This window comes from Pseudomonas tumuqii (genome assembly GCF_013184545.1).
Taxonomy (GTDB): Bacteria; Pseudomonadota; Gammaproteobacteria; order Pseudomonadales; family Pseudomonadaceae; genus Aquipseudomonas; species Aquipseudomonas tumuqii.
Genome location: NZ_JAAOJA010000001.1, coordinates 378,723 through 398,678, shown reverse-complemented (window position 1 = coordinate 398,678; position 19,956 = coordinate 378,723). Strand labels below are relative to the sequence as shown.

At 65.5% G+C, this 19,956-nt stretch carries 15 protein-coding genes; 6 read left to right on the top strand and 9 right to left on the bottom strand.

The genetic code is table 11. From position 1 onward, the window contains the following. Positions 1-91: 91 nt before the first annotated feature. Together G9C89_RS01740 and trmA are read left to right on the top strand one after the other, a co-directional pair. The gene (locus G9C89_RS01740) at positions 92-1,384 is read left to right on the top strand and encodes an NCS2 family permease (protein WP_172143752.1); all 1,293 of its coding nucleotides are present in this window, start codon (positions 92-94) and stop codon (positions 1,382-1,384) included. Positions 1,385-1,467: 83 nt separating this feature from the next. Continuing rightward, entirely contained in the window at positions 1,468-2,556 is a 1,089-nt protein-coding gene (trmA, locus tag G9C89_RS01735) for a tRNA (uridine(54)-C5)-methyltransferase TrmA (RefSeq protein WP_172143750.1), read from the top strand. Positions 2,557-2,600: 44 nt separating this feature from the next. Here the strand turns inward: trmA and G9C89_RS01730 are convergent, their stop codons facing one another. Then, the gene (locus G9C89_RS01730; RefSeq protein ID WP_172143748.1) at positions 2,601-3,470 is read right to left on the bottom strand and encodes a helix-turn-helix domain-containing protein; all 870 of its coding nucleotides are present in this window, start codon (positions 3,468-3,470) and stop codon (positions 2,601-2,603) included. 107 nt (positions 3,471-3,577) lie between these two features. Between G9C89_RS01730 and pobA the strand changes: the two genes are divergently transcribed. Then, on the top strand, positions 3,578-4,762 hold the full coding sequence (gene pobA, locus G9C89_RS01725) for a 4-hydroxybenzoate 3-monooxygenase (protein WP_172143725.1): 1,185 nt from the start codon (positions 3,578-3,580) through the stop codon (positions 4,760-4,762). 229 nt (positions 4,763-4,991) lie between these two features. Here pobA and G9C89_RS01720 read toward each other — a convergent pair whose 3' ends face one another. The 6 genes from G9C89_RS01720 to G9C89_RS01695 form a co-directional block, all read right to left on the bottom strand. Next, the gene (locus G9C89_RS01720) at positions 4,992-5,729 is read right to left on the bottom strand and encodes a hypothetical protein (RefSeq protein ID WP_172143723.1); all 738 of its coding nucleotides are present in this window, start codon (positions 5,727-5,729) and stop codon (positions 4,992-4,994) included. Further along, complete coding sequence (locus tag G9C89_RS01715; RefSeq protein ID WP_172144820.1) at positions 5,730-8,138, bottom strand: efflux RND transporter permease subunit; 2,409 nt, start codon at positions 8,136-8,138, stop codon at positions 5,730-5,732. Between the two features lie 43 nt (positions 8,139-8,181). Next, entirely contained in the window at positions 8,182-9,267 is a 1,086-nt protein-coding gene (locus G9C89_RS01710; RefSeq protein ID WP_172143721.1) for a WD40/YVTN/BNR-like repeat-containing protein, read from the bottom strand. A 350-nt stretch (positions 9,268-9,617) separates the two neighbouring features. Continuing rightward, positions 9,618-10,979, bottom strand: coding sequence for a DUF1329 domain-containing protein (locus G9C89_RS01705; protein WP_172143719.1), 1,362 nt, complete (start codon positions 10,977-10,979; stop codon positions 9,618-9,620). Between the two features lie 18 nt (positions 10,980-10,997). Further along, entirely contained in the window at positions 10,998-12,644 is a 1,647-nt protein-coding gene (locus tag G9C89_RS01700; RefSeq protein WP_172143717.1) for a DUF1302 domain-containing protein, read from the bottom strand. A 204-nt stretch (positions 12,645-12,848) separates the two neighbouring features. After that, a complete protein-coding gene (locus G9C89_RS01695; protein ID WP_172143715.1) occupies positions 12,849-13,616 on the bottom strand; it encodes a coniferyl-alcohol dehydrogenase in 768 nt (255 codons plus the stop codon). 279 nt (positions 13,617-13,895) lie between these two features. Between G9C89_RS01695 and G9C89_RS01690 the strand changes: the two genes are divergently transcribed. From G9C89_RS01690 to G9C89_RS01680, 3 genes are all read left to right on the top strand, one after another. Beyond that, the gene (locus G9C89_RS01690; RefSeq protein WP_172143713.1) at positions 13,896-15,734 is read left to right on the top strand and encodes a sigma-54-dependent Fis family transcriptional regulator; all 1,839 of its coding nucleotides are present in this window, start codon (positions 13,896-13,898) and stop codon (positions 15,732-15,734) included. A 508-nt stretch (positions 15,735-16,242) separates the two neighbouring features. Next, on the top strand, positions 16,243-17,325 hold the full coding sequence (locus G9C89_RS01685; protein ID WP_172143711.1) for an aromatic ring-hydroxylating dioxygenase subunit alpha: 1,083 nt from the start codon (positions 16,243-16,245) through the stop codon (positions 17,323-17,325). After that, complete coding sequence (locus G9C89_RS01680; protein ID WP_172143709.1) at positions 17,322-18,275, top strand: PDR/VanB family oxidoreductase; 954 nt, start codon at positions 17,322-17,324, stop codon at positions 18,273-18,275. Before G9C89_RS01685 ends, G9C89_RS01680 begins: the two co-directional genes overlap by 4 nt. Before the next feature lie 154 nt (positions 18,276-18,429). Here G9C89_RS01680 and G9C89_RS01675 read toward each other — a convergent pair whose 3' ends face one another. Further along, positions 18,430-19,161 (bottom strand): GntR family transcriptional regulator, encoded by a 732-nt coding sequence (locus G9C89_RS01675; RefSeq protein WP_172143707.1) that lies wholly within the window; start codon positions 19,159-19,161, stop codon positions 18,430-18,432. Positions 19,162-19,215: 54 nt separating this feature from the next. Beyond that, a complete protein-coding gene (locus G9C89_RS01670) occupies positions 19,216-19,875 on the bottom strand; it encodes a TetR/AcrR family transcriptional regulator (protein WP_172143705.1) in 660 nt (219 codons plus the stop codon). Positions 19,876-19,956: the final 81 nt, after the last annotated feature.

The window sequence follows — 19,956 nt, the reverse complement described above, 5'->3', positions numbered from 1 at the left end:
AAATCGTGCACATGTGCTTTGCTTTCGGTCTGCACATTGAAGGCGTGACAGATAGTTTTTCACAACCTCATTACGCCACAGGGAGTCCTGCATGCTGGAACGAATCTTCCACCTCAAAGCGCATCACACCACGGCACGCACCGAGATCCTGGCCGGACTCACCACCTTCCTGACCATGGCCTACATCCTCTTCGTCAATCCCAACATGCTCGCCGAGACCGGCATGGACAAGGGCGCGGTATTCGTCGCCACCTGCCTGGCCGCGGCCATCGGCTCGGCGATCATGGGCCTGCTGGCCAACTACCCGATCGCCCTGGCGCCGGGCATGGGCCTCAATGCCTTCTTCACCTACACCGTGGTCCTGACCATGGGCCACACCTGGCAGGTGGCGCTAGGCGCGGTGTTCCTCTCCGGGGTGATCTTCTTCGCCCTGTCGATCTTCAGGATCCGCGAGTGGATCATCAACAGCATCCCCATGGCCCTGCGCGCCGGTATCGCCGCCGGCATCGGCCTGTTCCTGGCGATCATCGCGCTGAAGAACGCCGGCATCGTGGTCGACCATCCGGCCACCCTGGTGACCCTCGGCGACATGAGCCAGGGCGGCGTGCTGCTGGCCTGCCTGGGCTTCTTCGTGATTGCCGCCCTGGCCTACCGCAAGGTCACGGGTGCGGTGATGATCGGCATCCTGCTGGTCACCGGCCTGTCGATCCTGCTCGGCCTGTCGCAGCTCAGCGGCGTGGTGTCGATGCCGCCCTCGCTGCTGCCGACCCTGCTGCAACTGGACATCATGGGCGCCCTGGACATCGGCCTGCTCAGCGTGATCTTCGCCTTCCTCTTCGTCGACCTGTTCGATACTTCCGGCACCCTGGTCGGCGTCGCGCAGAAGGCCGACCTGCTGGACCAGGACGGCAAGATGCCGCGCCTCGGTCGTGCGCTGATGGCCGACAGCACGGCGACCATGGCCGGTGCCGCCCTGGGCACCTCGACCACCACCAGCTACATCGAATCCGCCGCCGGCATCGCCGCCGGCGGGCGCACCGGCCTGACCGCCTGCGTGGTCGCCCTGCTGTTCCTGCTCAGCCTGTTCTTCGCCCCGCTGGCCGGTGCCGTGCCGGCCTTTGCCACCGCGCCGGCGCTGCTGTTCGTCGCCGTGCTGATGATGAGCAGCCTGGCGCAGATAGACTGGGACGACCTCACCGTTGCCGCGCCGGTGGTGATCGCCGCCCTGGCCATGCCGCTGACCTTCTCGATCGCCAACGGCATCGCCTTCGGCTTCATCGCCTGGACCCTGATCAAACTGCTGGCCGGCCGCTGGCGCGACCTCAACCCGGCGCTGGTGGTGTTGTCGGTGTTGTTCGTGATCAAGCTGGGCTGGTTCGCCTGACACCGCCACCAATTTACCGTAGGAGCGGGCCATGCCCGCGATCATGGTTCGCTCCTACAAGTGCCTTATTCATAGAGTCTCCCATGAGCCGTTCCCAGTTCGATCCCGCCAGCTATGCCGTCCAACTCGCCGAAAAGAAAGCCCGCCTGGTCGAGCTGCTGGCGCCCTTCGATGCTCCAGAGCCTGAAGTCTTCGAATCGCCGCGCGAGCACTACCGCCTGCGTGCCGAGTTCCGCCTGTGGCGCGAAGACGGCAAGCGCCATTACGCGATGTTCGAAGCCGGCGACAAGTTCACGCCGATCTTCTTCGACGACTTCCCCATCGCCAGCGCGCAGATCAATGCCCTGATGCCGCGCCTGAAAGCCGCCTGGCAGGCCAGTGAGGTGCTTTCTTTCAAGCTGTTCCAGGTCGAATTCCTCACCACCCTGAGTGGCGATGCGCTGATCACCCTGTGCTATCACCGTCCGCTGGACGCGGCCTGGCACGCCGAGGCGGAGCAGCTCGCGGGCGAACTGCAGGTCAGCCTCATCGGCCGCTCCAAGGGCAAGCGCATCGTCATCGGCAAGGACTATGTGGAGGAACAGCTGCAGGTGGCCGGCCGCACCTTCAGCTATCGCCAACCGGAAGGCGCCTTCACCCAGCCCAACGGCGAAGTGAACCAGAAGATGCTCGGCTGGGCCCACGAGGTACTGGGCGAACGCCAGGATGACCTGCTGGAGCTGTACTGCGGCAACGGCAATTTCACCCTGCCGCTGGCCACCCGGGTGCGCAAGGTGCTGGCCACCGAGATCAGCAAATCCTCGGTCAACGCCGCCCTGGCCAATCTGGCCGACAACGGCGTGGACAACGTGTGCCTGGTGCGCCTGTCCGCCGAAGAATTGACCGAGGCACTCAACGAGGTGCGGCCGTTCCGCCGCCTGGCCGGCATCGACCTGAAAAGCTACGACTTCGGCAGCGTGTTCGTCGACCCGCCGCGCGCCGGCATGGACCCGGACACCTGCGAGCTGACCCGACGCTTCGAGCGCATCCTCTATATCTCCTGCAACCCCGAGACCCTGGCCGCCAACATTGCCCAGCTCAGCGACACCCACCGGGTCACGCGCTGCGCGCTGTTCGACCAGTTCCCCTACACCCACCACATGGAAGCCGGGGTGCTGCTGAGCAGAAGGTAGGCGCACCTGCTTCTTGCGGCCCGAGCCAGGCGAGGCCGGCGAGCTTAGCGGCGCTGGCGAAATGCCTGCGGGGCCACACCGGTGGAACGCTTGAAGAAGCGCGAGAAGTAAGCCGGCTCGGAGAAGCCGAGGCTATCGGCCACCTGATTGATGGTCATGGTGGTGTACACCAGATTGCGCTTGGCCTCCAGCAGCACCCGCTGGTTGACCACCTGCAGGGCCGAGAGCCCGGCCAGGCTGCGGCACAGGGCATTCAGGTGCGCGGCGCTGAGTCCCAGGTCCGCGGCGTAGCGCTCGATAGGCCAGTGCTCGCGGTAGTGCTCTTCCAGCAGGCGGGTGAACCGCTGCAGGTGGACACGCCCCTTGTCCAGCGGCGCGGCTTCACGCTGCTGCGCCGCCAGGCAGCGCCGGCCAATCCACACCAACAGAATACTGATCAGCGACTGCAACAGCAGATCGCGGCCGACGGCTACCTGGCTGTATTCCTGGGCAATCGACTCGAACAAGGCATCCAGCCGCGGCTTCTCGTCCCCCACGGCATGCCAGCTTGCAGCGGCAAGCGGGGCCAGCGGCAAGCCCGTCTCCAGTTGCTCGACCAGGGGCAGCGCCAGGCTCAGCACATGGCCCTGGATATCCCGGGAAAAGCGAAAGCCATGGACACTCAGCGCGGGCACCACCTGCAGGAAGGCTTCTTCGACCCGCTGCAGCGCCCCCTCGACCTCCAGCTCGGCACAACCAGCCTGCACATAGAGCAGCTGGACCAGGTCGCTGTGCCGATGGGGCTTGATCTCCCAATCATGCAGACGGCTGCGTTCGGCGATCGATTCGCAGTGGATCAGGTCCGGCGTGGGCCAGACCCCGGTCTCGCCGTAGAGCTTGAACACCGGAATAGCGCCGCGAGCACTGGAAGGCATACCTTAATCCTCGAAAAGTCCATAACAGCAACTGGATAGTGCCTTCAACAGGCGTTCCATACCATCAAAAATACTGTCCCGTGACTATCTCAGCGAGGACAACAACAATGAAAACCCAAGTCGCCATCATCGGCGCCGGCCCCTCGGGCCTGCTGCTCGGCCAGCTGCTGCATAACGCCGGCATCGCCAATGTGATCATCGAACGCCAGAGCCCCGACTACGTGCTCGGCCGCATCCGCGCCGGGGTGCTGGAACAGGGCCTGGTCGAGCTGCTGCGCGAAGCCGGGGTCGGCGCGCGCATGGATAGCGAGGGCCTGGTCCACGACGGCTTCGAGCTGGCCTTCGATGGCCGCTGCGAACGCATCGACCTGAAGCAACTCACCGGTGGCAAGACGGTGATGGTCTATGGCCAGACCGAGGTCACCCGCGACCTGATGCAGGCCCGCGAGCAGTGCGGGGCGAAGACCTTCTACAGCGCCAGCAACGTGCAACCACATGACCTGCAGGGCGAACAGCCCTACGTTACCTTCGAGCACAACGGCGCGAGCCTGCGCCTGGACTGCGACTTCATCGCCGGCTGCGACGGCTTCCATGGCGTGGCTCGGCAGTCCATCCCAGCCGGGGTGCTCAAGGAGTTCGAGCGGGTCTATCCGTTCGGCTGGCTGGGCATCCTCGCCGACACCCCGCCGGTGGCCGAGGAGCTGATCTACGCCAGCCACGAGCGCGGCTTCGCCCTGTGCAGCATGCGTTCGCCGACCCGCACCCGCTATTACGTGCAGGTCGGTGCCGAGGAAAAGGTCGAGGACTGGTCGGATGAGCGCTTCTGGGCCGAACTGAAGAGCCGCCTGCCCAGCGAGGTCGCCGCACGCCTGGTGACCGGCCCGTCGATCGAGAAGAGCATCGCCCCGCTGCGCAGTTTCGTGGTCGAGCCCATGCAGTACGGTCGCCTGTTCCTGCTCGGCGACGCCGCCCACATAGTCCCGCCGACCGGCGCCAAGGGCCTCAACCTGGCCGCCAGCGACGTCAGCACGCTGTACCGCATCCTGCTCAAGGTCTACCGCGAGGGCCGCAGCGACTTGCTGGAGAAGTACTCGGAAATCTGCCTGCGGCGCATCTGGAAGGCCGAGCGCTTCTCCTGGTGGATGACCTCGATGCTGCACAGATTCCCCGACACCGACGCCTTCAGCCAGCGCATGCAACAGACCGAGCTGGACTACTTCGTCGGCTCCGAGGCCGGGCGCAGGACCATCGCGGAGAACTATGTGGGTCTGCCCTACGAGCCGATCGAATAGGTTTTCGGCCAGTTCGCGCAAGGCCCCGGCCGGCCATCGCGCCGACGCCTTGCGCAGCGACAATGGCCATGCTGCGCACGGCGCCAGCGCCGACGACAACCCGTAGGGTGCGCTGCGCGCACCAGAACGCCAGAGTCGCTGCGGCCGGTTATCCATGCCTCGACCTGCCCTTAGGCAATCGGTGCTCACGGCGCACCCTACCTGCCGGTCTGCCGCCAGTCGATAAGCCCTAGCGCGCCGCCAACGCGTCGAGCGCCACGACGATGCCGGCCAGGTAGCGCTCCAGGCCGCCGATCACCTTCCCCGGATCGCGATCGAGCAGGCGCTTGCGCACGAAACGGTAGGCCAGGCGCTGCTTGTGCAGCCTGTCGGCCTGCTCCGGCAGGATACTGATCAGCTCGGCGAAACCCTGTTCGATGGCCCGGTCGCGAGCGACAAACTCGGCCTCGGCGAAAGCCAGCGAATGGTCGCCGAGCACCCGCGCGCTGCGCGCCTGGGCATGCAGCAGCAGGCTGGCGATATCGAGACTTTGCCGATTGAGCAAGCGCGCGGCGGGCGACAACTGATCCTGCCCTTGCTGGTAAGTTGCGGCCGCCTGCCGATCCAGTTGCGCCCGGCTGTCGAGCAGGCCGATCAGCAGCTGCGGGTATCGCGGTGCCTCGTCACGGCGCAAGGCCTGCAAATCGTCCAGCCAGGCATTCAGGCTGGCCAGCGAGTCGCCCATGTCCGCCGACAGGTCGAGCTCCACGGCCAGGGCATCCAGGCGCTGCTGTGCTTCGCGCAGGCTGGTCAGGTGCCTGGCATCGGGCTGCAGCCGCGGGTCGGCGTCGAAGTAGAGCAGCGCGTTGACCGCCAGCAGGGTCGCCTGGCTGCGCAGCTGCTGGTACTGCTGCGCCGGCGCCGCGGCCCAGAGCGTCGAGGAGGCCAGCAGCCACAGGCTCAGGCAACCGCCCTGCAGGGCGCGCATTCAGCTCGCCCCGCTCGGCTGCGGCAGCGCAGGCGCTTCGGACTTGGCGCCGAAGGCCCGCTGCGGCAACAGAAAGTAGGCCAGGGCCGGCAGCAGGATCAGCGCGCCGAGCATGTTCATCAGGAACATGAAGGCCAGCAGGATGCCCATATCGGCCTGGAACTTGATCGGCGAGAAGGCCCAGGTGGCCACGGCGATGGCCAGGGTGACGCCGGTCAGCAGCACCACCTTGCCGGTGAACAGCAGCGCGCGGTAGTAGGCCTCGGACAGCGAATCGCCGGCACGCATGCGCGCCAGGATCACGCTCAGCACATAGAGCGCGTAGTCGATGCCGATGCCCACGCCGAGGGCGATCACCGGCAGGGTGGCGACCTTGACGCCCATGCCCAGGCCGACCATCAGCGCCTCGGTGAGGATCGAGGTGAGGATCAGCGGCAGGATCGCCGCCAGTACCGCGCGCCAGCTGCGGAAGGTTACCCAGCACAGCAGGATCACCGCGCCGTAGACCCAATAGAGCATTTCCTGCATGGCCTTTTCGACCACGATATTGGTCGCCGCCTCGATCCCGGCGCTGCCGGCGGCGAGCATGAACTTGACCTCCGGCAGCTGTTGCTCGGCGATAAAGGCTTCGCTGGTCGCCACCACCCTATTCAGGGTTTCGGCCTTGTGGTCGGCGAGGTAGACGTACAGCGACAGCAGCGAGCAGCCCTGGTTGAACAGCTCGCGCGGCGCGCGGGTCTGGACCGCACCGAGGGCACCGTCGTTGGGCACCAGCTCGTACCACTTGAAGTTGCCCTCGTTGTAGCCAGCGGTGGCGATCTTGCTCAGCGCCGCCATCGAGTTGGTCGACTCCACCCCCGGCAGTTGCTCCAGGCGCCAGGCCAACTGGTCCACCGCCGACAGGGTGGCATAGCGGGTGCACTGATCCTCCGGGGTGCGGATCATCACCACGAAGATGTCCGAGCTGGCGGCGTAGTTGTCGTTCATGAACTCCACGTCGCGGTTGTAGCGCGAATCCGCGCGCAGCTCAGGGGCGCCGGGGTCGAGGTCGCCGATCTGCAACTGGCTGCCGATGCCCTTGCCGACCAGCGCCAACAGCAGGCCGAGCAATACGGCGGCGACGGCCCAGCGGCGAGTGGTGAAACGGTCGAGCAGGCGCCATAACGGATGCCGCGCCAGCCCGGCGCTGTCGGCCTGTTCAGCCTGCAAACTGCGCTGCGCCGCCTTGGGGCTGACGCCGATATAGCTGAGCAGCACCGGCAGCAGCACCAGATTGGTCAGGATCAGCACGGCGACGCCGATGCTGGCGGTGATCGCCAGGTCCTGGATCACCCGGATCTCGATCACCATCAGCACGGCGAAGCCCACCGCATCGCTGATCAGCGCGGTCAGGCCGGCGAGGAACAGACGGCGGAAGGTCAGCCGGGCGGCGACCCAGGGCAGCATGCCGCGACCGATGTCCTGCATGATGCCGTTCATCTTCTGCGAGCCGTGGCTCATGCCGATGGCGAACACCAGGAACGGCACCAGAATCGAATAGGGGTCCAGCTCGTAGCCCATGGCCGCGAGCAGGCCGACCTGCCAGAGCACGCCGACCAGCGAGCAGAGCACCACGGCGAAGGTGCTGCGCACGCAGCGGGTGTACCAGAACAGCACGGCGATGGTCACCGCCACCGCGGCGACGAAGAACAGCGCGACCTGCAGCAGCCCTTCGATCAGGTCGCCGATCAGCTTGCTGAAGCCGGTGATATGGATGCGCACCTGCTCGCTCTGGTACTTGTCGCGCAACGCCTCCAGGCGCCGCGAGAACTCGCCGGCGTCCAGCGCCTTGCCGGTCTCCGGGTTGATCTCCAGCAGCGGCACGTAGATCACGCTGGACTTGAAGTTGGCCGCCACCAGTTGGCCGATCTCGCCGGAACGGGCGACGTTGGTGCGCACCTCGTCCAGGCTGGCCGCGGAGCCGTCGTAGCTGCCGGGGATCACAGTGCCGCCGTCCAGGCCGTCCTCGGTCACCGCGGTCCAACGGGTGGTCGGCGTCCACAGCGACTTCATATAGGGTTTGTCGACGCCTGGCAGCAGGTAGATCTCATCGTTAAGCCTGGCCAGGGTGTCGAGGTAGTCGGCGCTAAAGATATCGCCCTGCTCCGCCGTCACGGCGATCCGCAGGGCGTTGCCCAGGCCGCTCAGCTCGCTGCGTTCGGCAAGGAAATTGACCACGAAGGGATGCTTGCTGGGGATGGTCTTCTCGTAGCTGGCGTTGATGCCGATGCCCGCGGCCTGCCAGCCGAGCACCAGGGTGGCCAACAGGCACAGCAGGATCACCCAGGGCCGGTGGTTGAAGATCGCCCGCTCCACCCGGTTGCCCGAAGCGCGGTCGAAGTCTTCCAGGCGGCCGATCAGGCTGTGCATTGCGCTCGACGGTTTTTCGTATTTCACAGTTGACTCCTAACGCTCAAGGGCGGGCCACGGCCTGGATATCCTGGCGGGCGGACAAGCCGCCCAGACCGACGCTGGTCAGGCTGCCATCGGCCGCCTGTGCGACGGCGGCGACAGTCGCGCCCTCACGGGTGCGTCGGTGGTCAAAATGCGCGCCGCCATCGCCGCTGAGCAGCAATTCGCCGCTCTGGCTGGCCAGCAGCAGGCGGCCGTCGTTCAGCTCGAGGCCGGCGGCCAGGGCCGACTCCACGCCGGTGTCCAGTTGGCGCCAACTGTCGCCGCGGTCGCTCGACCACCAGGCATTGCCGCGCAGGCCGTAGGCCAGCAGGCCCCCGCTGCGACTGGCCAACAGGCCGAAGAAACTGCCCTCGTAGGGCGACTCCAGCGCCTGGAAGGACTGCCCGCCATCGCTGGAGCGCAGCAGCAAACCGCGCTCGCCAGCAATAAACAGCTGATCGCCGAGGGCACGAATGGCGTACAGGTTGAGGCCCTCGGGGTTATCGACTTGGTGCATCCACGCCTGCCAGCTGGCGCCGCCGTCGCTGGTGCGCAGGATCAGGCCGTAGGCGCCGACGATATAGCCGTGCCGGATGTCGCTGAAATACAGGTCGAGAAAGGGTTTGTCCGGGCCATCGGCGACCAGCCATTCGGCGGCCTTGAGCAGTTTGGCGTCGTCGCCTTGCTGGGCGCTCTGCAGCGCCAGCTGCGCGGCCTGCACGCCGTCCAACTGTTTGTTCCAGGTCTCGCCGCCGTCCGCGCTGTGCAGGACGACGCCGAGGTGACCCACCGCCCAGCCCTGTTCGGCATCGGCGAACTGCACCGAAGTCAGGCTGACGCTGGCCGGCACCTGGGCCTGGCGCCAGCTAGCCCCGGAATCGTCCGAGAGCAGAATGATGCCGCGTTCGCCGACCGCCACCAGGCGTTCGCCGGCGCGGGTCAGCGCCAGCAGCACCGAGCGCTGGGCCTTGGCGCTGTGCAGCGCCGGCTGGTCGAGCAAGGGAATCTGCGCAACGGCCGCCGACTGCGCCGTCGCCCAACCGGGCAACAGCAGCGCCGTGAACAGCAGGGGCAGCGCCCGGGTGAAGGAAAAATTACCGATCATGTCCGCTCCAACCACTGCAGAAGAGTTATCAGACTGTTGAAAACTACCTGGGCTGCCCCGCTTCTTGAAAAGAAAAGATAGGGGCGTTAAAAATCGACTCTGTACCAGCTACGTGTTGCATGGAGTCGCAGCTCTTTGTAGGAGCCAGCTTGCTGGCGATCCATCTCACAGCGGAAAGCATCGCCAGCAAGCTGGCTCCTACAGGCCCTGTGTTTTGGCCTGTTAGCCATTGCAACAACCAATTGGGACATGGCCTTCATCACTTGGACTGCCTTCACGGCATGCCCCTTACCCAGGCAGCAATTGCCTAGCGCGCCCATACCTGGGCATCGACGCGCCAGACAACCCCCTTAGCGCATGCTGTCGCTGGCCATGGCGTCAGGGGTGAAGAACGACACCGACGGACGCGGATAGGCCTGGTACTGCACCTTCAGGTCGTTGGCCGCGGCGTTGAGGAAGTAGGCGCCGGTCTCCAGGTTGTAGCTGCCCCACATGACGTTGGCGGTCAGCACCGGCATTTCCGGGGCGAGCAGGGTCAGCGAGTAGTTGTGCCGGCCCAGCTTGCCCTGCGCGTCGTAACCGTCGAGCAACAGCACCTGCCAGGAGTCCTCGTCCACGTAGTAGGTGCGCTTGGGCACCACGTGGCGCTTGCCGGCCTTGAGAGTGGCCTCGACCACCCATACTCGGTGCTTCTCCCAGCGCACCAGATCGGGATTGAGGAAGCCCGGCTTGACCAACTCGTCGCTGCTCGCCGCCGCGGCGCGGTTGTTGTTGTAGGGCACCAGCAGTTCCTTCTTGCCGACCAGCTTGAGGTCATGGCGATCGGTCGGGCCGAAGATCATGAAGGCCTCGTCGAAGAAGCCGACGCCGGAGGTGACGAAGTCCGGGGTGTCATAGGCGATATTCGGCGCGCGGCGCACCCGGCGCTGGCCGACCAGGTACTGCCAGGCGGCGCGCTTGTCCGGGTCCATGTCCCAGTGGGTCATCAGGCCTTCGCCGGCCTTGGACGACGGCTGCTCGGTGGCCAGCTTGCCGATCAGGTGTTTGCCGCCATAGGTCTCCAGGTTGCCTTCCTTGAAGTAGTAGGGATGCTGGTACCAGAAGCGTGCGCGGGTGGCCTGCAGCTTCTTGCCGCCGGCGGTCATCAGCCAGGTGTCGAACGGCACGTAGAAGGTGTCGGCGCCCTGCCAGGACAGCCGGTAGTTCCACAGCACCTCGGCGCCATTCTTCGGCAGCGGGAAGGGAATCCCGCCGTAGGCGCCGCTGACTTTCTCGGTGGCCTCTTCGAGGGTGGCGCGGGTGGCGTTCTGCAGGGTGTTGTCGTACACCCACTGCGGCGCCGCGGCGCTACGCCGGGTCGGATAGACATCCAGGCGGTAGTCCGGGTACTTCTTCAGCAGCGCCTGAGTACCCTCGGCCAACTGCTCGGCGTACTGCGCCATATTGCTTGCGCTGACCGAGAACAGCGGCTTGTCGGCGGCGAACGGGTCGGCGCGCTTGTCGCCGCTCTGGTAACCCGCCGGCGCCTGGGTATAGCCGCCGGTCCATTCCGGGATGCTGCCGTCGGCGTTGCCGGCGCGCTCGCCGCCCAGGGGCGTGAGGTCGGCGTTGAGCCGCGCGGCCTGGTCCGGGGAAACTGCCGCCTGCACCAGGCCGGCACTCAACAAGGCAATGGTCAGGGCCGAAATACGCAAGGAAGATTTGCTTTGCATGGCGAATAAAACCTCTTATTAGAATGTGGTTTTCACGTAGACGGAGACGAAATCGCGGTCGGCCAGCGACTGCGCATAGCTGAAGTTGCCGTCTTCACGCAGCCCGGCACCCTTCTTGCCGAAGAAGTTCACGTAGTTGACGCCGAAGTCCCAGCGCTGCAGGTAGGTGGCCTTGAGCCCGATGCTCCAGTCGCCGGCGTGGGTATTGCCGAAACCGGCCTTGCTCACCGCCGAGGAACGCCCGTCGAGGACCACGCCAAAGCCCACCGGCACGCTCAGGTCGACGCCGTCGGCCACCTGGAAGTAGGCTGGCTCGGCCAGCACGCGCAGCGCGGTGGCGTCGCGGGTGGTGTTGGAATCCAGCGCCGCGCGGTTGTCGGTGACGCTGAGGGTGCGGTTCCAGGCCAGCTCGGCGATCACCGAACCGCCATCCCACAGCTTGCCGGGCGACAGCAGGTAGATGGTCGAAAGGTTGATGTGCGCGGTCTTGCCCTTGGCGTAGAGCGCGTCGTCGCCGTTGTCCGCGGCCATGCCGGGCAGGACCACCTGCAGATTGCTGACCAGTGGCGCGTCCCAGCGCAGCGAGGCCTCACCGGCGAAGTTGAACGGCCCGGACGCGGTGGAGAAGCTGGCGCCGAGGGTCTTGATGTCTTCGGCATAGACCTGACGATAGGAGCCGAGGATCGGCAACCCGGTGGCGGCGAACGCGGCACCGTCCAGGTAGGCGTAGAGGCCGCTGGGCGCCTTGTCGTGGTACTTGGCGGCGTAGAAACCGAGTTCCAGCTCGGTGCCTTCCGGCTTGTAGCGCAGTTGCATGCCGCCCTGCCCCGAGTCCTTGGCGCTGATGTCGCCGCCGTTGACCGTGGCGTTGCCGAACACCTGCTGCAGGTCGCCGGAGCCGTGGCCGATGGCGTCGACGTCGCTCAGGTAGCTGCCAGCGCCCGGCACGTTGGAGCGGTCCCACTCGAACTGGTAATAGGCGCCGACCGACAGTTGCGGGTTGATCTGCAATTGCCCGGACACCTGGTTGACCGGGCGCAGGATCTCCTTGAACTGGGTGCCCGGCACGCTGAGCAGCTTGACCACGTCGATCGGCCCCTGGGCGTTGGCGATGCCGTTGCCGCCGTAGAACAGGCTCTCGCCGTAGATCAGGCTGTGCTGGCCGAGGCGCAGGGTGCCCTGGCTCGACTCGCCGACGTTGCCGCGAACGAACACGAAGGCATCGAGGATCTCGGCGTCGCGCCCGTGCAGATCGCGGGTCGCGTCGAGAAAATCCTTTTGCAGGTCACTGTCGGTATCCTGGTTGTAGACATCGTCGTACCAGGCCGCGCCACTGACGCGCAGGCCATAGTTCTGCGTGCTCAGATCGAACTCGGAGAGCACGTCCAGACGGTTGGAGACCAGACCGCGATCGAAGTTGTTGTCGCCCTGGCTCTGGATATTCGGATAGAGCCCGCCGGCGGTCGGCGAGTCGGTGATGGCGCTGTCCTGCCCTTGCAGGCGGTAGGCCAGGCTGTATTTCAGGGTGTTGTCCCAGCGCGCACGCCACTGTGAATCCCCCAGGTCGAATTGCATGGCGCTGGCACTCGACAGTGGCAGTGTCGCGCAGATGGCGGTGGCCAGTGCGGCACGCGTGAAAACGGCAACAGCTCTACTCTTTTTCATGGATTGCCTCATTGTTCTTATTATCAATTTCGCCCGCCGACCAAACGGCCTGGCGGGGTTCGATGGCTTTATTCAGTTCATGTGCAGTGGACTTGCTCCGGCTACAACGCCTTGTTCGATCTCCCGAGGTTCAGCCGCCGTTGAATTACAGATCCACTACCGACACAGCAGCACCGGCGTAGCGAACCCACCCAGTGATGCGGGTCAGAGATAGGTCGAGGCCAGGCCGCCATCCACCGCGACGTTCACGCCGTTGATCCAGCGCGACTCGTCGGCGCAGAGGAAGGCAATTACCGGGGCGATTTCGTCGGCATAGGCCGGGCGCTTCATACGGTGGGCGTCGGCCTGCGCCCGCTCCGCGCCGAGCATGGTCACGAATTCGTTGAGGATGGGGGTGAACACCGGGCCGGGGGCCACGCAGTTCATCCGCACCGAGGTGCGCAGGAACCAGGGTTGCGCCTGGATCTGGGTCCAGACGATCAGCGCTTCCTTGAAGTACTGGTAGCAGGTCTGGTCCGCCACCGGGTGCTCGTTCAGCCAGGCCTCGCCCGCGGCGAAACCGCTGGCCAGGCTCAGGGCGCGATGCAACTCCAGACGCTGTGGCCATTCGGCGCCGAGCACCGAGGACACGTTGACGATCGCCCCGCCCTCGCGGATGCGCGGCAGCACGGTCTCGCTCAGATGACGCAGGCCCAGGTAGTTGACCCGCGCCAGCAGCTGCGGGTCGGCGGTGCCGGGTACCCCGGCGATATTGCACAGGCCATCGACCTGCGCCGGCAGCTGCTGCACGGCGGCATCGATGGCATCGGCATGGCTGAGGTCGGCCTGGACGAAGCCGTCCAGGCTCAGGCTGGGTTCGTTGCGGTCCACGCCGATGACGGTGGCGCCATGGGCACGCAGGGTTCTGGCAGTTTCGGCGCCGATACCCGAGGAGACCCCGGTCACGACGATCGTCTTGTTGGTCAGCTTCATACGGGTTTCCCGATTCTCGCCTGTGCTGTCCGGCGCGAGCGCGGCGGCAGCCAAGCCATGTTGTTATTGCCGAATTAGTTAAAGTCGGTAACTAGTTCTAGCAATCGATATGCCATGTAATGGCCACAACAGAGAAACCCCTCTAGCCCGCATATTTTCGCTTAATCACAGGAAAACAGGCCTGCTTAGCCAGGCTGAAGCCACCTTAAAAAAGTGATGATTTCAGCAAAATCATGCTGCACTATGCGGAATATGATTAATCCGATTAAGGGGTTCTCGATGGCAAACAAGTTGATCTCCCTGGCCGAACTCTCCCGCGGCACGCAGAAATCCCCTGCCCGCGGTGCCAGCGAACAGTTGCCACCCGGGGCCGCGCCGACCCTGCAGGATCTGACCGAATGCCTGATGTTCAGCCCCGGCGACGGGCGCATCTGGCTCAATGGCGCGCGCATGCTGCTGATGCACAGCAGCGGCATTGGCGCGCTGCGCCGCGAGCTGATCGAAAGCATGGGCCTGGCCCGTGCCCGCGGCATCATGCTGCGCACCGGCTACCACTGCGGCGCGCGGGATGCGGCGCTGATCAAGGAACGCTTTCCCGAGTCAGACACCCTGGCGCTGTTCGCCGCCGGGCCGCTGATTCACGCGATCGAAGGGGCGGTGAAGGTCGAACCGGTGCACTTCGAGTTCGACATGAACCTGGGCACCTATTACGGCGAATTCCTCTGGCACCACTCCAGCGAGGACGACGAACATATCGCCCAGTACGGCATCGGCACCGAGCCGGCCTGCTGGATGCAGACCGGCTACGCCACCGGCTACACCTCGGCGATGGTCGGCCGGCTGATTCTCTACCGCGAGGTGGAATGCCGCTCCACCGGCTCCAGCATCTGCCGCCTGATCGGCAAGCCCGCCGAGGAATGGGACGATGCCGAGGAAGATCTGGCCGACCTCAACGCCGAACCCTTTGTCGGTAGCGGCGGCAGCACGGCCGCGCGCCATGCCAGTGCCAAGGGCGGCGACAAAGGTGCCCTGCCGAGCGCCCTGCAGGCCGACCCGGCACCGGCCCAGGACGGCGAGATGGTCGGCATCTCCTCGGCCTTCAACGCCGCCTGCCATATGCTGCGGCGAGTCGCACCGACCCAGGCGACCGTGCTGTTCACCGGCGAATCCGGGGTCGGCAAGGAGATGTTCGCGCGCATGCTGCACCGCATCAGCCCGCGCAGCGAGGCACCCTTTGTCGCCATCAACTGCGCCGCCATCCCGGAAAACCTGATGGAGTCGGAGCTGTTCGGCGTCGAGCGCGGCGCCTTCACCGGGGCCACCCAGTCGCGTGCCGGGCGCTTCGAGCGCGCCGATGGCGGCACCCTGTTTCTCGACGAAATCGCCACCCTCAGCCTGGTGGCCCAGGGCAAGCTGCTGCGCGCCCTGCAGGAAGGCGAAATCGAGCGGGTTGGCGGCAGTCGCACGCTCAAGGTCGACGTGCGGGTGGTCGCCGCGACCAACGTCGACCTGCGCGCCGCCGCCCAGCGCGGCGAGTTCCGCGAGGATCTGTTCTTTCGCCTCAACGTATTCCCGATCCACCTGCCGCCGCTGCGCGAACGCAAGGAGGACATCCCGCTGCTGATGACCCACTTCCTCCATCGCTTTACCCAGCGCCACGGCAGGCAACTCAGCGGCTTTACCCCGCGCACCGCCGACACCCTGCTGGCCTACGACTTCCCCGGCAATATCCGCGAGCTGCAGAACCTGGTGGAGCGCGGCGTGATCAGCGCCCCGGACGGCGGCGCCATCGACCTGTCACACCTGTTCACCAGCGGCGAACGCCTGGCCCAGCCGATGTTCTCCATCGGCGTCCGCGGCCAGCTGGCCGCAGCGCCAAACGACCAGGCGCCAGGGGCCGGCGCGACCAGCGAGCCGGCCAGCGCAGACAACCAGGCGCTCCAGGCCCTGTTCGGCGGCAAGGATCTGCGCCGGCTGTCGCTGCAGGAAATCGAGGACACCATGATCGACCACTGCCTGGCCGAGGTAAAAGGCAACGTCTCCGAAGCCGCCCGCCGCCTCGGCCTGACCCGCGCACAACTGTCCTATCGCCTGTCGCGGCGGCCGGCGGGCGAGTAGCGGGTCGCCCTGTAGGGTGCGCCGCGCGCACCATTGCCATGACCACTGACAACTAGCGAATCGCCCTTGTAGGGTGCGCCGCACGACCATGGCCGCGATCACCCGGTGCGCGCAGCGCACCCTACGGGAGGTCGCGCGTCCGCGCTGGAACCATAAGGCAGCCCCTGATCGTACCCATCCAGCAGCACAGGAACGCTCAACCACTTCCTCTCCAGCCCACCACGCCCCATAGGGTGCGCCATGCGCACCAGCCTCATACGCCCCAAATACACCAGGGAAACGGCTCGGTCTACCGCCGAACAATTGGATCCATAAAAAGATATCGTCAAACTCTAAGCATCCGCCCAGCACGCCAGACACCCTTTAATCATCCGAGCAAATCTACTTATTCGTTCGATAATCGACCACAAATCACTCCACGCGCAAACTTTCACTTTGACACTCAGCTACGTCAGCGAGAACAATTGGATCCAATAACAACAAACAAGGCCCACCCAGGAGAGCCTCCATGTTCCCGAAAAATGCGTGGTACGTAGCCTGCACCCCGAATGAAATCGCCGACAAACCCCTCGGCCGGCAGATCTGCGGGGAGAAAATCGCTTTCTATCGTGGGCCGCAAGGCAAGGTCGCGGCGGTCGAGGATTTCTGCCCGCACCGCGGTGCGCCGCTGTCCCTGGGCTTTGTCGAGGACGGCCAGTTGATTTGCGGCTACCACGGCCTGGCCATGGGTGCCGACGGCAAGACTCAGGACATGCCGGGCCAGCGCGTGCGCGGCTTCCCGTGCATCCGCAGCTATCCGGTGGAGGAGCGCTACGGCTTTATCTGGGTCTGGCCAGGCGATGCCGAGCAGGCCGACCCGGCGCTGATCCATCACCTGGAATGGGCCGACAGCCCGGACTGGGCCTATGGCGGCGGGCTGTTCCATATCAACTGCGACTACCGCCTGATGATCGACAACCTGATGGACCTGACCCACGAGACCTATGTGCACGCCTCCAGCATCGGCCAGAAGGAGATCGACGAGGTCGCCCCGGCGACCACGGTCGAGGGCGACAACGTGGTCACCAGCCGGCATATGCAGAACATCATGGCCCCGCCGTTCTGGCGCATGGCCCTGCGCGGTAACGGCCTGGCCGACGATGTGCCGGTAGACCGCTGGCAGATCTGCCGCTTCACCCCGCCGAGCCATGTGCTGATCGAGGTGGGCGTGGCCCACGCCAGCAAAGGCGGTTATGACGCAGCCCCGGCCGACAAGGCAGCGAGCATCGTGGTCGACTTCATCACCCCGGAAACCGAGACCTCGATCTGGTACTTCTGGGGCATGGCGCGCAGCTTCAAGCCCGAGGACCAGGAGCTCACCGCGACCATCCGCGAAGGCCAGGGCAAGATTTTTTCCGAGGACCTGGAGATGCTCGAGCAGCAGCAGGCCAACCTGCTGGCTCATCCGCAGCGCGCCCTGCTCAAGCTGAATATCGATGCCGGCGGCGTACAGTCGCGGCGCATCCTCGAACGCCTGATCGCCCAGGAACGTGCAGCGGCCGCGACGCCCGAACTGATCGCCAGCACCTTCAGTGCAAGGAGCGTCCCGTGATCGAAGTCATAGTCGTTGCGCGCACCAACCAGGCCCAGGATATCTGCAGCTTCGAACTGGCCCGCATCGACGGCGCGCCGCTGCCGGCATTCGCCGCTGGTGCCCATATCGACGTGCACCTGCCCGGCGGCCTGATCCGCCAATATTCGCTGTGCAACCCACCCTGGGAAAACCAGAGTTACCTGATTGGCGTACTCAAGGATCCCGCCTCGCGCGGCGGCTCCAGGGCCATGCACGAGCAGATGCAGGTGGGCCAAAGGCTGCTGATCAGCGAGCCGCGCAACCTCTTTCCGCTTAGCGAATATGCCCAGCGCAGCCTGCTGTTCGCCGGCGGCATCGGCATCACCCCGATCCTGTGCATGGCCGAACGCCTGCACCGACTCGGCGCCGACTTCGAACTGCACTACTGCGCCCGCTCCAGCGAACGCGCGGCTTTTGTCGGACGCCTGCAGGCCTCGCCGTTCGCCGAGCGCGTGCACCTGCATTTCGACGACGGCCCCGCCGCTCAACGCCTGGATGCCGCCACCCTGCTCGCCGAGCCCGCAGCCGATACGCACCTCTACGTCTGCGGACCGGGCGGTTTCATGGAGCATGTGCTGGGCACAGCCAAGGCCCAGGGCTGGGACGATCAACGCGCGCACCGCGAGTATTTCGCCGCCGCACCCATCAATCACACCAACGACGGCAGCTTCGCCGTGCAGCTCAACAGCAGCGGCCAGATCATCCAGATTCGTGCCGACCAGAGCGTCGCCGAGGCGCTGGAAGCCTGCGGTATCGATATCCCGCTGTCCTGCGAGCAAGGCATCTGCGGCACCTGCCTGACCCGGGTATTGGCCGGCGAACCGGAACACCGCGACCTGTTCCTCACCGAAGCCGAACAGGCGCTGAACGACCAATTCACCCCCTGCTGCTCGCGGGCGAAAAGTCCGTTGCTGGTGTTGGATCTGTAGGGCGGACATGCCGAAGGCTTGTCCACCATCCGGGCCGCCTAATTTCGATTGGTGGATGAAAAAGGCGTCATCCACCCTACTTCACTACGATCCGTAGGAGCGGGCCATGCCCGCGATGCTCTTGCCTTGCCCGTTTCGCGGGCATGGCCCGCTCCTACAACCGCTCCTCTGCCGCCCCCTTCTGAATCACCTTGAGCCCTTCGCTGGCGACCTGGGTCGGACCGAAAATCTCCGCATAGCGCAGGGTCGCATTGGCGTGCTCGCGCATGATCGCCTCGGCCCGCGCGCCCTGGCCGTTGACCAGGGCGTCGAACACCGCATGGTGCTGCATGTGGGCGAAATTGAAGCGGCGGTATTCGCGGACCATGTCGTGCAGGTCGACCGCCAGCGAGCTGACCGAGGCGAACGGCAGGTGGTCGTTGCGCGCCAGGGCCTCGGCGATGGCCGGGTTGCCGCTGGCTTCGATGATCAGCTGATGGAAGCGCATATTGAGGTCATGGTAGCTCTCCAGGTCCTCTTCCAGCACATAGCCTTTGGCGAACAGCCGGTCGCCCTGTGCCAGGCATTGCTGCAAGGCCTGGCGTACCTCGGCAGCGATGCCGCGTTCCGCCGCCTGGCGTGCAGCCAGGCCCTCGAGCACCCCACGCACCTCCACCGCCCCGGCGATATCGGCCGGGCTGACCGCGCGCACCGTGTAACCACGGCCGGCGCATTTGACCAGCAGGCCCTCCTGCTCCAGAGTGCGAAAGGCGATGCGCACCGGCGTGCGCGACACCTCGAGCAATTCGGCGGTGGGAATCTCGGCAATGCGCTCGCCCGCCGCCAGTTCCCCGGAGGCGATCATCTTGCGCAGCGCGATCAGGACGCGCTGACCCGGCTTACTCATGGCATCCCCCAGCCAGTCTCCAATGGCCACCATCATAGCGCAGCCAAGGTGCGGTCAAGACAGGGCACCGCGAGACATGAAACACCTGCCGAACATGCCCAGGGCCACCTCGACCCGCTCGCCGATCTGCTCGTCGGACCAGCTCTGCTGCACCCCCAGGGTGAACAGCTTGAGCGGCTGCGAGATCAGCAGCGCATCGATCAGCTCGACCGCCGGCTCGACATCCGCGCGGGCCAGCAGGCCCTTGCCCGCAGCCTTGCCCAACCAGCCGCGGAGCAGGTTGAGGCAGCGCTCGGCGCCCTCCTGATACCAGATCCGCGCGATGCTCGGCGCGCTCTCGCGACCCTGGGCGGCCATCAGGTAGATGCCCAAGGCCAACGGCGAGAGGGTCAGGCGCGCCCACAGGTACAGGTACATGCGCAGCTCGCTGAGCAGACCCTCGGCGCAGTCGATGCCGCTTTCCAGCAGCAGTTCGAGGGTGGACAGGTCGCGAGCTACCAGCTGCGAGATCAGCTCTTCCTTGCTGGCGACCAGTTGATAGAGGGTCTTTTTCGAGATGCCGGCCGAACGCGCGATGGCATCCATGGTGACGTTGGCGAAATTGCCGCTGCCGAGCTCGGCCGCCGCGGCGTCCAGCAGCAGGCTCATCTGCTCGTCGCGACTGCGTACGGGCGGGCGACCGCGCCTGGGGGGCTGAGGAGTGGTTTCAGACATAAGGGATTCTGCTGATCGGCATGACTTGGGATCCTGGCGGCGAGCGCCCTGGAGTGCCGCCTAGCTTACCGCGGCATGCCG